This window comes from Pseudomonas sp. P867 (assembly GCF_019891455.1).
GTDB classification, from domain to species: domain Bacteria; phylum Pseudomonadota; class Gammaproteobacteria; order Pseudomonadales; family Pseudomonadaceae; genus Aquipseudomonas; species Aquipseudomonas synxantha_A.
Window position 1 is genome coordinate 664,354 of record NZ_JAFLXB010000001.1, and the last position, 13,286, is coordinate 677,639.

The window sequence follows — 13,286 nt, forward strand, 5'->3', positions numbered from 1 at the left end:
ATGGCCAATTTGCGTATTGCGCTGGTGGCCGGTGAAGCGTCCGGCGATATTCTGGGTGCTGGCCTGATGCGAGCCCTCAAGGCCCAGCATCCTGCGGTGGAGTTTATCGGCGTGGGTGGGCCGCTGATGCAGGCCGAAGGGCTTGCCTCCTACTTCCCCATGGAGCGGCTGTCGGTCATGGGGTTGGTGGAGGTGTTGGGACGCCTGCGTGAGCTGCTCGCTCGCCGCAAGCTGTTGATCAAGACGCTGATCGATGAAAAGCCTGACGTCTTTATCGGCATCGATGCACCGGATTTCACGCTCAATATCGAACTCAAATTGCGTCAGGCCGGGATCAAGACCGTGCACTACGTCAGCCCATCCGTATGGGCGTGGCGGCAGAAGCGCGTGTTGAAGATCCGCGAAGGCTGCGACCTGATGTTGACCCTGTTGCCGTTCGAAGCCAGGTTCTACGAAGAGAAGGGCGTACCGGTGCGGTTTGTCGGCCATACCCTGGCCGATGCCATTCCGTTGCAAGCCGATCGTGCTGCCGCGCGTGCCGAACTGGGCTTGCCCGACGGCCCCTTGGTGGCGTTGATGCCGGGCAGTCGTGGCGGTGAGGTAGGGCGCCTGGGGGCGCTGTTTTTTGATGCTGCCGAACGTCTGCAGGCACAAAAACCGGGGGTTCGCTTCGTGCTGCCGTGTGCCAGCCCGCAACGCCGCGCACAGATCGAGACCCTGCTGGAAGGTCGCAACCTGCCGCTGACCCTGCTTGACGGCCAGTCCCATCTGGCTCTGGCAGCCTGCGATGCGGTGTTGATTGCGTCGGGCACTGCCACCCTTGAAGCCTTGCTGTACAAGCGGCCAATGGTTGTAGCCTATCGCCTGGCGCCGCTGACCTTCTGGATTCTCAAGCGCATGGTCAAGAGCCCTTATATCTCCCTGCCCAACCTGCTGGCCCAGCGCCTGCTGGTGCCAGAGTTGTTGCAGGACGATGCAACGCCTGAAGCGCTTGCGCAAACCTTACTGCCCTTGATTGACGGCGGCGAAGAGCAGACCCGTGGTTTCGACGACATTCATCGCACGTTGCGTCGTGATGCCTCGAACCAGGCGGCCGACGCCGTGCTGACCTTGATCGGCCATAAACAGGAAGCCTTATGACCACGCAAATGGGCCTGGATTTCAGCCTGGTTGCCCAAGCTCACGAACTGGTGGCCGGTGTTGACGAAGTAGGACGCGGCCCGCTGTGTGGCGCAGTGGTCACGGCGGCGGTAATCCTTGATCCGAACCGCCCGATCCTGGGCCTCAATGATTCGAAAAAGCTTACCGAGGCGCGCCGCGAAAAGCTCTATGACGAGATCTGTGAAAAGGCCCTGAGTTGGCATATCGCTCGCGCTGAAGTCGAGGAAATCGACAAACTTAATATCCTCCATGCAACCATGTTAGCCATGCAGCGTGCTGTTGAAGGGCTGCATATCACCCCGAAAATGGCGATGATCGATGGCAACCGTTGCCCGAAGCTTGCGATGCCGTCGGAAGCGGTGGTCAAGGGCGATAGCAAGGTTCCAGCCATTGCCGCCGCCTCGATCCTCGCCAAGGTCAGCCGTGACCGTGAAATGGCTGCGTTCGAACTGATCTACCCCGGCTACGGGATTGGCGGCCATAAAGGCTACCCGACGCCCGTTCATCTGGAAGCTCTGGCTCGGCTGGGCCCGACCCCGATCCATCGCCGCTCGTTTGCCCCGGTACGCCTGGCTTATGAGGCCCGCGAAAGTCTGATCGAGGTTTAGCAGCAAGGCTGATGTTTTTACCAAGGCCCGGTACAATCCGGGCCTTGTTGTTTTCATGTATCAAGACAGGATCACTATGCCGGCTTCATTCGTTCACCTGCGCCTGCACACTGAGTACTCCCTGGTCGACGGCCTGGTACGGATCAAACCACTGGTCAAAACCCTGGTGGGCATGAATATGCCTGCGGTGGCGGTAACCGATCAGAACAACATGTGTTCCCTGGTCAAGTTCTACAAGAACGCCATGGGCGCCGGCATCAAGCCGATCTGTGGCGCCGACCTGTGGCTGTCCAACAAGGACCCGGATAACCCACTGAGCCGCATCAGCCTGCTGGCGATGAACGGCGTGGGTTATCGCAACCTCACTGAACTGATTTCCCGCGGCTTTATCGACGGCCAGCGCAACGGCTCGATCATCATCGAGCGCGAGTGGGTGGCCGAAGCCAGCGAAGGCCTGATCATGCTCTCGGCGGCTAAAGAGGGCGAGATCGGTATCGCGTTGCTGGGCGGTAATCCCCAGGAAGCCGAGGTGCTGGCACGTGAGTGGATGCAGGTATTCCCGGACCGTTTCTACCTGGAAGTCCAGCGTACCAACCGCCCCAACGATGAAGAACATCTGCATGCTGCCGTAGCCCTGGCCGATAAGCTGGGGGCGCCGCTGGTGGCGACCAACGATGTGCGGTTTATCAAGAAAGAAGATTTCGAGGCCCATGAAACCCGCGTGTGCATCGGCGAAGGCCGGGCCCTGGATGACCCGCGCCGCTCGAAGAATTACAGCGAAGAGCAATACCTCAAAAGCGCCGATGAAATGGCGCAACTGTTCAGCGATTTGCCCGAGGCCCTGGAAAACTCCGTCGAGATCGCCAAGCGCTGCAACATCGAAGTGAAACTGGGCAAGCACTTCCTGCCCAACTTCCCGATACCCGATGGCATGACCATCGACGAATACTTTCGCAAAGTGTCGTTCGATGGCCTGGAAGAACGCCTTAGCGTTCTGCTGCCCAAGGACACCACTGAAGACTACGAAGCCAAGCGCCAGGTGTATGTCGACCGGTTGAATTTCGAGCTGGATATCATCATCCAGATGGGATTCCCCGGCTACTTCCTGATCGTAATGGACTTTATCCAGTGGGCCAAAAACAACGGCGTACCGGTAGGTCCCGGCCGGGGGTCAGGTGCTGGCTCGCTGGTGGCCTATGTTCAGAAGATTACCGACCTTGACCCACTGGAATATGACCTGCTGTTCGAACGGTTCCTGAACCCGGAACGGGTGTCGATGCCCGACTTCGACGTCGACTTCTGCATGGATGGTCGTGACCGCGTGATTGAATACGTGGCCGAGAAATACGGCCGCAACGCGGTAAGTCAGATCATCACCTTCGGTTCCATGGCGGCGAAAGCGGTAATTCGCGACGTGGCGCGGGTGCAGGGCAAGTCCTACGGCCTGGCCGACCGCCTGTCGAAGATGATCCCGTTCGAAGTCGGCATGACCCTGGAAAAAGCCTACGAGCAGGAAGAAATCCTGCGCGACTTTATCAAGGTCGATGAAGAAGCCGCCGAAATCTGGGACATGGCGCGCAAGCTCGAAGGCGTGGTGCGTAACGTCGGTAAACACGCCGGTGGTGTGGTCATCGCGCCGACCAAGCTCACCGACTTTTCACCGATCTACTGCGATGAAGAAGGCGACGGCCTGGTCACCCAGTTCGACAAGGATGACGTGGAGGCGGCCGGCCTGGTGAAGTTCGACTTCCTCGGCCTGCGTACCCTGACGATCATCGACTGGGCACTCAAGACCATCAACCGCGACCGCGCCAAGGTCGGCGAAGAACCGCTGGATATCGCGTTTATCCCGCTGGACGACAAACCGACCTACAGCCTGCTGCAAAAGGCCGAAACCACGGCGGTGTTCCAGCTTGAATCCCGGGGCATGAAAGAGCTGATCAAAAAGCTCAAGCCCGACTGCCTGGAAGACTTGATCGCACTGGTGGCGCTGTTCCGTCCGGGCCCGCTGCAATCGGGCATGGTGGATGACTTCATCAACCGCAAGCACGGTCGCGCCGAGCTGGCTTACCCGCACTCCGACTATCAATACGAGGGCCTCAAGCCTGTATTGGCGCCGACGTACGGCATCATCCTGTATCAGGAACAGGTGATGCAGATCGCCCAGGTAATGGCCGGCTACACCCTCGGTGGTGCGGACATGCTGCGTCGCGCAATGGGTAAAAAGAAACCCGAGGAAATGGCCAAGCAGCGCGGCGGTTTCATTGAAGGTTGCGCCACCAACAACATCGACGCCGACCTGGCCGGTAACATCTTCGACCTGGTAGAAAAATTCGCCGGTTATGGTTTCAACAAATCCCACTCCGCCGCCTATGGCCTGGTGTCGTACCAGACCGCCTGGCTGAAAGCCCACTACCCGGCGCCGTTCATGGCTGCGGTACTGTCGGCCGATATGCACAACACCGACAAGGTCGTGACCTTGATCGAGGAAGTGCGCACCATGAAGCTGCGCCTGGATGCGCCGGACGTGAACGCCTCTGAGTTCAAGTTCACGGTGAATGACGAAGGTCGCATCATCTATGGCCTCGGCGCGATCAAGGGCGTGGGCGAAGGCCCGGTGGAGGCCATCACCGAAGCGCGTCAGGATGGGCCATTCAAGGACCTGTTCGACTTCTGCGCGCGTGTTGACCTCAAACGCATCAACAAGCGTACCCTTGATGGCTTGATCCGCAGCGGCGCGCTCGACCGTCTCGGCCCGTATTTCCATGATGAGCCGAAGGCTTACCAGGCCAATATCGACCGTAACCGTGCGGTGCTGCTCACCGCCATGGAAGAGGCGATCAAGGCTGCCGAACAGACTGCCCGCACCCATGACAGCGGCCACGCCGACCTGTTTGGCGGGCTGTTCGTCGAAGAGGATGCGGATGTCTACGCCAATCATCGCAAGGCCAAGGAGCTGACCCTCAAGGAACGCCTCAAAGGTGAGAAAGACACCTTGGGCCTGTACCTCACCGGCCACCCGATTGACGAGTACGAAGGCGAAATCCGCCGTTTCGCCCGCCAGCGCATTATCGACCTCAAGCCCGCGCGGGATACCCAGACCGTCGCCGGCATGATCATCGCCCTGCGGGTGATGAAAAATAAAAAGGGCGACAAAATGGGTTTCATCACCCTGGATGACCGCTCGGGCCGGATCGAAGCGTCACTGTTTGCCGACGCGTTCCACTCCGCCCAGTCACTTTTGCAGACCGACGCCATGGTGGTGGTGGAAGGGGAGGTCAGCAATGATGACTTCTCCGGTGGCCTGCGCCTGCGTATCAAACGGGTGATGAGCATGGAAGATGCGCGCACCAACCTGGCCGAAAGCCTGCGCTTGAAGGTCAAGACCGAAGCGCTCAAGGGCGATCAGCTACGCTGGTTGGGTGACCTGCTCAAGCGCCACCGCGGCGCGTGCCCGGTAACCATGGAGTACACCGGCAGCGACGCCAAGGCCATGTTGCAGTTTGGTGAGACGTGGCGGATTGATCCGGCTGATGGCTTGATTCAAGCTTTGCGTGACCAGTTCGGGCGAGACAACGTCTTCCTCCAATACCGTTGACGGTCAGTACCCCTGACCTCGGCTGAACATTTAATCTCGACCTAAACGCGCCTCTCCCTTAAGGTAGGGCGCGAATAGACAACCGGCTGGCCAGGCACTCCTTGGCCGTCGACCCAAGACGGACGCTTATGAACCCGAATTTTCTTGATTTCGAACAGCCGATCGCTGACCTGCAAGCCAAGATCGAAGAGCTGCGCCTGGTCGGCAATGACAATTCGCTGAATATCGGCGACGAAATCGCTCGCCTGCAAGACAAAAGCAGCACGCTCACCGAAGACATCTTCGGCAAGCTGACCAGTTGGCAGATCGCGCGCCTGGCTCGCCACCCGCGCCGTCCGTACACCCTGGACTACATCGAACACATCTTCACCGAGTTCGATGAGCTGCACGGCGACCGCCACTTCTCCGACGACGCGGCCATTGTGGGCGGTATCGCTCGCCTGGACGACCAGCCGGTAATGGTGATCGGCCATCAGAAAGGTCGTGAAGTGCGCGAGAAAGTCCGTCGCAACTTCGGTATGCCGCGTCCGGAAGGCTACCGCAAGGCTTGCCGCCTGATGGAAATGGCCGAGCGCTTCAAGATGCCGATCCTGACCTTCATCGACACTCCGGGCGCATACCCGGGTATCGACGCCGAAGAGCGCAACCAGAGTGAAGCGATTGCCTGGAACCTGCGCGTCATGGCTCGCCTGAAAACCCCGATCATCGCCACCGTGATCGGTGAAGGTGGTTCCGGCGGTGCGCTGGCCATTGGCGTGTGCGACCAGTTGAACATGCTGCAATATTCGACCTACGCGGTGATTTCGCCGGAAGGTTGCGCCTCGATCCTGTGGAAAACCGCAGAGAAGGCGCCGGATGCGGCTGAAGCCATGGGCATCACCGCCGATCGCCTCAAGGGCCTGGGTATCGTCGACAAAGTGATCGCCGAGCCACTGGGCGGTGCCCACCGTGACCCGGCCGCGGCTGCCGCGACCATCCGTGCTGAACTGGGCTCGCAACTGGCGATGCTCAAGAAGCTGGATAACGAAGCGCTGCTGGCCCGTCGTTACGAGCGCCTTATGAGCTACGGTCTCTAAAGTCGACGCCGTAACTCAATGTGGGAGGGGGCTTGCTCCCGATAGCGGTGGATCAGTCACCAGATGCAGTGACTGACACTCAGCAATCGGGAGCAAGCCCCCTCCCACATTTGCTTTGTGTATGCTCGGCTTATGTATTCCAGATTTGCGGCGGGGACATCTGATGAAACCGGCTCTACCCGCCAGACTCCTGAAAACCCTGGCCCCCTGGCGCAATGCTCCGGCCTGGCGCATTGCATTCTCCGGTGGCCTCGACTCCACCGTCCTGCTGCACCTTCTGGCTTCCCTGGCAAACACCGAAACCCTGCCGCCCATCAGCGCTGTGCATGTCCATCATGGGCTGCAAGCGGCCGCTGACGCCTGGCCCAGTCATTGCCAAGCGTTATGTGACAGCCTGGGCATACCTTTGCAGGTCTTGCGTGTGCAGGTGCAACCCGGTGCCAGCCTGGAGCGTGCCGCGCGTAACGCACGTTACCAGGCGTTTACCGAGGTGATCGGGGCAGGGGAGGTGCTGCTCACCGCCCAGCATCGCGACGATCAAGCCGAGACCCTGCTGTTCCGCCTGTTACGCGGAGCCGGAGTGCGTGGGTTGGCGGCAATGCCCGAGCGTCGCCCGTTGGCGACGGGGCACTTGGTGCGGCCATTGCTGGCGGTTTCCCGGGGAGCATTGGAAGCCTACGCCCACGAACACCAATTGAAGTGGATTGAAGACCCTTCGAACGCCGATCCACGGTTCTCTCGCAATTACCTGCGTCGCCAAGTCTTTCCAGCGCTGACTCAACGCTGGCCCCAGGCAGTCTTGAGCCTGGCCCGCACTGCCGAGCACCTGAGTGAAGCCCAGGGCCTGCTCGACGAACTGGCGCACATGGATCTGACCGCCGCCGATCGGCCTTCAGCGTTTCCCTGGTTGCCTTTGCCTTCCTTGGTCCTTGCTCCGTTGCGCGATCTTTCCGATGCGCGCCAGCGCAATGCCTTGCGTCATTGGCTGAATCCCCTGACTCGTCTGCCCGACAGTGACCACTGGGCCAGTTGGTACGCCCTGCGCGATGCCAAGGGGGACGCACAGCCGTTATGGCGCCTGGCTGACGGTCAGCTTCATCGTTGCGGCGAGCGCATTTGGTGGCTGCCTTCCACGTGGTCGGAATTTTCCGACGTGTCGGTGAGCTGGCCCGATCCGCGAAATCCACTAGAGTTACCCGGGAACGGCCAACTGATGTTTGCCGGCAAGGCTCCCGAGGGACCCTTGTCGATTCGTTATCGCCAGGGTGGCGAAATCGTCGAAGTGCCAGGTCGAGGCCGGCGTGATCTCAAGCGCCTGTTGAATGAAAGTGGTATGCCGGGCTTCGTCCGTGGCAGATTGCCGCTGGTCTATCGGGGCGAGCAATTGCTGGCTGTACCAACGCTTGCGGGGCTGAGGGCCAGTCCGCTGGATGACTGGCAATTACATTGGTTGCCACAGACCTGCGATCAAGGTTTGAGCTGATAGCGCCTTTCCGGTAGACTACGCTCCCTTCTTGATACAACTTCTGTGGATTCGACTGAATCGCAGCAGTTGCCGATTACCAAGCAGTCTTTGCTGGGCGATTCCAAAAAATGTGTAGCGATCAACGTACCGGTGTTTCCTTGCTGGTCTGTCACAACGCGGCGGTTTTTTTGAAAGGTGCACTGTGATTAATGCAGGTGATCGGGGGCTTCGGCCTTCCTTCGCTTTCCCCGGCGGCTCGGACCGCTTTAACGCAGACTTCTAGGGTTTTTCATGACGCGCTACATATTCGTCACGGGCGGTGTTGTTTCTTCATTGGGGAAAGGCATTGCCTCCGCTTCATTGGCGGCCATCCTGGAGGCGCGGGGGCTTAAAGTCACCATGCTCAAGCTGGACCCGTACATCAACGTCGACCCGGGCACCATGAGCCCGTTCCAGCACGGTGAAGTGTTCGTCACTCACGACGGCGCCGAGACCGACCTGGACCTGGGCCACTACGAGCGGTTCATCCGCACGACCATGACCCAGAACAACAACTTCACCACTGGCCGTGTCTACGAGCACGTGCTGCGCAAAGAGCGCCGTGGTGACTACCTGGGTGCAACCATCCAGGTGATCCCGCACATCACCGACGAAATCAAGCGCCGCATCATCAAGGGTGCAGGCGATGCCGACGTGGCGATGGTCGAGATCGGTGGCACCGTGGGCGACATCGAATCCCAACCGTTCCTTGAAGCCATCCGCCAGCTGCGTTTCGAAGTCGGCGCCAAGCGCGCGATGCTGATGCACCTGACACTGGTGCCGTACATCGCCACCGCCGGCGAAACCAAAACCAAGCCTACCCAGCACTCGGTCAAGGAGCTGCGTTCCATCGGCCTGCAACCGGACGTACTGGTTTGCCGTTCCGATCACCCGATCGACATTTCCTCGCGCCGCAAGATCGCGCAATTCACCAACGTTGAAGAGCGTGCGGTGATCGCGCTGGAAGACGCCGACACCATCTACAAGATCCCGGGCATCCTGCATTCGCAGGGGCTGGATGATTTTGTGGTCGAGCGTTTCGGCCTGCAGTGCAATGGCGCGGACCTGTCCGAGTGGGAAGCCGTGGTCGACGCCAAGCTCAACCCTGAGCATGAAGTCACCATCGCCATGGTCGGCAAGTACATGGAGCTGCTGGACGCGTACAAGTCGCTGATTGAAGCGATGAGCCACGCCGGCATCAGCAACCGTACCAAGGTCAACCTGCGCTACATCGATTCCGAAGATATCGAGAACCAGGGCACTGCGCTGCTCGAAGGCGTTGACGCGATTCTCGTGCCGGGCGGTTTCGGCCTGCGTGGCGTGGAAGGCAAGATCACCGCGGTGCAATACGCTCGCGAGAACAAGGTGCCCTACCTGGGTATCTGCCTGGGCATGCAAGTGGCCGTTATCGAGTTCGCCCGTAACGTGCTGGGCTGGAAAGACGCCAACTCCACCGAGTTCGATCACAGCAGCGGCCACCCGGTCGTCGGCCTGATCACCGAGTGGGAAGACGCCACCGGCGCCGTTGAAACCCGTACCGAAACGTCCGACCTGGGCGGCACCATGCGCCTTGGTGCGCAGGACTGCTTGCTGGAAGCCGGCTCGCTGGTACACGACTGCTACGGCAAGGACGTAATCGTCGAGCGTCACCGTCACCGCTATGAAGTGAACAACAATCTGCTGCCGCAGATCAAAGAGGCTGGCCTGAAGATTTCCGGTCGCTCCGGTGACGGCAAGCTGGTTGAAGTGGTCGAAGCGCCGGATCATCCGTGGTTCGTGGCCTGCCAGTTCCACCCGGAGTTCACCTCGACGCCGCGCGACGGTCACCCGTTGTTCAGCGGTTTCGTCAAAGCAGCACTGACGCAACATCAGAAGAAGGCGTAACCCTGATGGCCCAGAAGATCATTCGCGTAGGCGATATCGAGATTGCCAACGACAAGCCCATGGTGCTGTTCGGCGGCATGAACGTGCTGGAAAGCCGCGACATGGCGATGCAGGTCTGTGAAGAATACGTGCGGGTTACCCAGAAGCTGGGCATCCCATACGTGTTCAAGGCCAGTTTCGACAAGGCCAACCGTTCTTCCGTGACCTCCTATCGCGGCCCGGGCCTTGAAGAAGGCATGCGGATCTTCCAGGACATCAAGCAAGCCTTCGGCGTGCCGATCATCACCGACGTCCACGAGCCTGAGCAGGCTGCCGTGGTCGCCGAGGTGTGCGACATCATCCAGTTGCCGGCCTTCCTGTCGCGCCAGACCGACCTCGTGGTCGCCATGGCCAAGACCGGCGCTGTGATCAACATCAAGAAAGCCCAGTTCCTCGCCCCTCAGGAGATGAAACACATCCTGAGCAAGTGCGTGGAAGCGGGTAACGACCAGTTGATCCTCTGCGAGCGTGGTTCGAGCTTCGGCTACAACAACCTCGTGGTGGACATGCTCGGTTTCGGCATCATGAAACAGTTCGAATACCCGGTGTTCTTCGACGTGACCCACGCGCTGCAAATGCCCGGTGGTCGCTCGGACTCCGCCGGCGGTCGCCGTGCCCAGGTCACCGACCTGGCCAAGGCGGGCATGAGCCAGTCCCTGGCAGGCCTGTTCCTTGAAGCCCACCCAGACCCGGACAACGCCAAATGTGATGGCCCATGCGCCCTGCGCCTGGACAAGCTGGAGCCATTCCTGGCCCAACTCAAGCAGTTGGACGAGCTGGTCAAGAGTTTTCCGACGGTAGAGACCGCGTAACTGCCATTTCTCCGGTAGAATTTCCCACGCTAAATGCTCAGGCCCTTGGGCCTGAGCCTTGTCGTCTGCAAGCCTGCCCCGTTGTTCCACCCTTGCGGTCGGTCAAAAGATTTCCTTCAGCTGCGTCGTTTTCGTCAACTTTGGAGTGTTTACAACAATGGCAAAAATCGTCGACATCAAAGGTCGTGAAGTTCTCGACTCCCGTGGCAACCCCACCGTCGAAGCCGACGTGCTTCTCGATAACGGCATCATCGGCAGCGCCTGCGCGCCGTCCGGTGCTTCCACCGGTTCGCGCGAAGCGCTGGAACTGCGTGATGGCGACAAGAGCCGTTACCTGGGCAAGGGTGTACTCAAGGCTGTAGCCAACATCAACGGTCCGATTCGTGACCTGTTGCTGGGCAAGGACCCGCTGGACCAGAAAGCCCTGGACCACGCGATGATCAAGCTCGACGGCACTGAAAACAAAGGCAGCCTCGGCGCCAATGCAATCCTCGCCGTTTCCCTGGCTGCCGCCAAGGCAGCAGCTCAGGACCAGGACCTGCCGTTGTACGCGCACATCGCCAACCTGAACGGCACCCCGGGCGTCTACTCGATGCCGGTACCGATGATGAACATCATCAACGGTGGCGAGCACGCGGATAACAACGTCGACATCCAGGAATTCATGGTGCAGCCGGTGGGCGCCAAGTCCTTCTCCGAAGGCCTGCGCATGGGCACCGAGATTTTCCATCACCTCAAGGCTGTACTGAAGGCCCGTGGCCTGAGCACCGCTGTGGGTGACGAAGGTGGTTTCGCACCGAACCTGGCCTCCAACGAAGATGCACTGAAAGTGATCTCCGAAGCCGTGGCCAACGCCGGCTACAAACTGGGCACCGACGTGACCCTGGCCCTGGACTGTGCGGCCAGCGAATTCTTTGAGGATGGCAAGTACAACCTGTCCGGCGAAGGCCAGGTGTTCAACTCAGAAGGTTTCGCTGAATACCTGAAGGGCCTGACCCAGCGCTACCCGATCATCTCGATCGAAGACGGCCTGGACGAGTCCGATTGGGATGGCTGGAAAATCCTCACCGACAAGATCGGCGAGAAAATCCAGCTGGTGGGCGACGACTTGTTCGTGACCAACACCAAGATCCTTAAAGAAGGCATCGACAAGAAGATCGCCAACTCGATCCTGATCAAGTTCAACCAGATCGGCACCTTGACCGAAACCCTGGAAGCCATCCAGATGGCCAAGGCTGCGGGCTACACCGCCGTGATCTCCCACCGCTCCGGCGAAACCGAAGATTCCACCATTGCCGACCTGGCCGTGGGCACTTCGGCGGGCCAGATCAAGACCGGCTCCCTGTGCCGTTCCGATCGCGTTTCCAAGTACAACCAATTGCTGCGCATCGAAGAGCAATTGGCAGGTAAAGCCAAGTACAACGGTCGCGGCGAGTTTCGCGGCTAAGCAGTAAATGGTAAAAAGTCGGCGGGTTGCGTCAGAAATTTCACGAAAGTGTGAATTTCGGCGCTAATCTGCTGACTGACAAGCGCAAGCCTGGTTTTTCCAGGCTTTGTGCTATCAGTTGCTGCAAAAGGTTTGCATGACTGTCTTTTTTCACTGGATATCCGGATTTCGATGCGCAGTCCCAATTGGTTGTTCCTCGTCTTGCTCTTGTTGCTGGCTGGCCTGCAGTACCGCCTATGGGTCGGTAATGGCAGCTTTGCGCAGGTGGAAGAGCTGACCCAGCAAATTGCCGACCAGCGTGCCGAAAACGAACGCCTGCTGGAGCGCAACCGTGTCCTGGACGCCGAAGTGCTTGAGCTGAAAAAAGGTACGGAGACCGTTGAAGAGCGGGCTCGTCATGAGTTGGGCATGGTCAAGGAGGGCGAGACCCTCTACCAGTTGGCCCAATGAATAACGATCTACCGGCCTTCTGGGCCGTGATTCCTGCCGCGGGCGTCGGTGCCCGTATGGCCGCGGACCGTCCCAAGCAATACCTGCAATTGGGCGGGCGCACTATTCTCGAACACAGCCTCGGCTGTTTTCTCGACCACCCCTCGCTCAAGGGCCTGGTGGTCAGTCTTGCTGTTGATGATCCTTATTGGCCCACCCTGGCGTGCGCCACAGACCCGCGCATCCAGCGTGCGGACGGTGGCTCGGAACGCTCGGGCTCGGTGCTTAATGCACTGCTGCACCTTAATGCCCTGGGTGCCAGCGATGACGACTGGGTGCTGGTGCATGACGCGGCGCGGCCTAACTTGAGCCGTGATGACCTCGACAAACTCTTGGCTGAACTGGCGGATGACCCGGTGGGCGGTCTGCTGGCGGTGCCGGCTCGCGACACGCTCAAGCGCGTCGACAAGCATGGCCGCGTGGTGGAAACCGTTGACCGCAGCCTGATCTGGCAGGCTTATACGCCGCAGATGTTCCGCCTGGGGGCCTTGCACCGCGCCTTGGCCGACAGCCTGGTGGCGGACGCCGTGATCACCGACGAAGCGTCGGCCATGGAATGGTCCGGCCAGGCGCCGCGGCTGGTCGAAGGGCGTGCAGACAATATAAAGGTCACCCGTCCCGAAGACCTTGAATGGCTGCGTCAGCGCCGGGCTTATCAGGCGTCCTGA

Annotated in this window: 10 protein-coding genes; all 10 read left to right on the plus strand. The window is 59.8% G+C overall.

Going from position 1 to position 13,286, the window contains the following annotated elements; genetic code table 11:
• The gene (lpxB, locus tag J1G33_RS03045; protein WP_032877371.1) at positions 1 to 1,140 is read left to right on the plus strand and encodes a lipid-A-disaccharide synthase; all 1,140 of its coding nucleotides are present in this window, start codon (positions 1 to 3) and stop codon (positions 1,138 to 1,140) included.
• Positions 1,137 to 1,769 (plus strand): ribonuclease HII, encoded by a 633-nt coding sequence (gene rnhB / locus J1G33_RS03050; protein WP_032877370.1) that lies wholly within the window; start codon positions 1,137 to 1,139, stop codon positions 1,767 to 1,769. Before lpxB ends, rnhB begins: the two co-directional genes overlap by 4 nt.
• Positions 1,770 to 1,845: 76 nt before the next feature.
• A complete protein-coding gene (dnaE, locus tag J1G33_RS03055; protein WP_032877369.1) occupies positions 1,846 to 5,367 on the plus strand; it encodes a DNA polymerase III subunit alpha in 3,522 nt (1,173 codons plus the stop codon).
• Positions 5,368 to 5,495: 128 nt separating this feature from the next.
• The gene (locus J1G33_RS03060; protein WP_003189182.1) at positions 5,496 to 6,443 is read left to right on the plus strand and encodes an acetyl-CoA carboxylase carboxyltransferase subunit alpha; all 948 of its coding nucleotides are present in this window, start codon (positions 5,496 to 5,498) and stop codon (positions 6,441 to 6,443) included.
• A 163-nt stretch (positions 6,444 to 6,606) separates the two neighbouring features.
• Positions 6,607 to 7,926: a tRNA lysidine(34) synthetase TilS gene (tilS, locus tag J1G33_RS03065; RefSeq protein ID WP_223017670.1), complete on the plus strand. Its 1,320-nt coding sequence runs from the start codon at positions 6,607 to 6,609 to the stop codon at positions 7,924 to 7,926.
• 273 nt (positions 7,927 to 8,199) lie between these two features.
• Positions 8,200 to 9,831 (plus strand): CTP synthase, encoded by a 1,632-nt coding sequence (locus J1G33_RS03070; protein ID WP_005785740.1) that lies wholly within the window; start codon positions 8,200 to 8,202, stop codon positions 9,829 to 9,831.
• Positions 9,832 to 9,836: 5 nt separating this feature from the next.
• On the plus strand, positions 9,837 to 10,682 hold the full coding sequence (gene kdsA / locus J1G33_RS03075; protein WP_003189190.1) for a 3-deoxy-8-phosphooctulonate synthase: 846 nt from the start codon (positions 9,837 to 9,839) through the stop codon (positions 10,680 to 10,682).
• A gap of 157 nt (positions 10,683 to 10,839) precedes the next feature.
• Positions 10,840 to 12,129 carry a phosphopyruvate hydratase gene (gene eno / locus J1G33_RS03080; protein ID WP_032877366.1) on the plus strand — a complete coding sequence of 430 codons (1,290 nt, stop codon included), beginning with the start codon at positions 10,840 to 10,842 and terminating at the stop codon, positions 12,127 to 12,129.
• A 171-nt stretch (positions 12,130 to 12,300) separates the two neighbouring features.
• On the plus strand, positions 12,301 to 12,579 hold the full coding sequence (gene ftsB / locus J1G33_RS03085; RefSeq protein ID WP_003189195.1) for a cell division protein FtsB: 279 nt from the start codon (positions 12,301 to 12,303) through the stop codon (positions 12,577 to 12,579).
• Positions 12,576 to 13,286: a 2-C-methyl-D-erythritol 4-phosphate cytidylyltransferase gene (gene ispD, locus J1G33_RS03090; RefSeq protein ID WP_005785745.1), complete on the plus strand. Its 711-nt coding sequence runs from the start codon at positions 12,576 to 12,578 to the stop codon at positions 13,284 to 13,286. The genes ftsB and ispD overlap by 4 nt, the downstream gene beginning before the upstream one ends.

Bases quoted from the DNA above. Each gene is read 5' to 3' on its own strand.
- lpxB (WP_032877371.1), top strand. From the start codon at position 1: ATGGCCAATTTGCGTATTGCGCTGGTGGCCGGTGAAGCGTCCGGCGAT.
- rnhB (WP_032877370.1), top strand. From the start codon at position 1,137: ATGACCACGCAAATGGGCCTGGATTTCAGCCTGGTTGCCCAAGCTCAC.
- dnaE (WP_032877369.1), top strand. From the start codon at position 1,846: ATGCCGGCTTCATTCGTTCACCTGCGCCTGCACACTGAGTACTCCCTG.
- J1G33_RS03060 (WP_003189182.1), top strand. From the start codon at position 5,496: ATGAACCCGAATTTTCTTGATTTCGAACAGCCGATCGCTGACCTGCAA.
- tilS (WP_223017670.1), top strand. From the start codon at position 6,607: ATGAAACCGGCTCTACCCGCCAGACTCCTGAAAACCCTGGCCCCCTGG.
- J1G33_RS03070 (WP_005785740.1), top strand. From the start codon at position 8,200: ATGACGCGCTACATATTCGTCACGGGCGGTGTTGTTTCTTCATTGGGG.
- kdsA (WP_003189190.1), top strand. From the start codon at position 9,837: ATGGCCCAGAAGATCATTCGCGTAGGCGATATCGAGATTGCCAACGAC.
- eno (WP_032877366.1), top strand. From the start codon at position 10,840: ATGGCAAAAATCGTCGACATCAAAGGTCGTGAAGTTCTCGACTCCCGT.
- ftsB (WP_003189195.1), top strand. From the start codon at position 12,301: ATGCGCAGTCCCAATTGGTTGTTCCTCGTCTTGCTCTTGTTGCTGGCT.
- ispD (WP_005785745.1), top strand. From the start codon at position 12,576: ATGAATAACGATCTACCGGCCTTCTGGGCCGTGATTCCTGCCGCGGGC.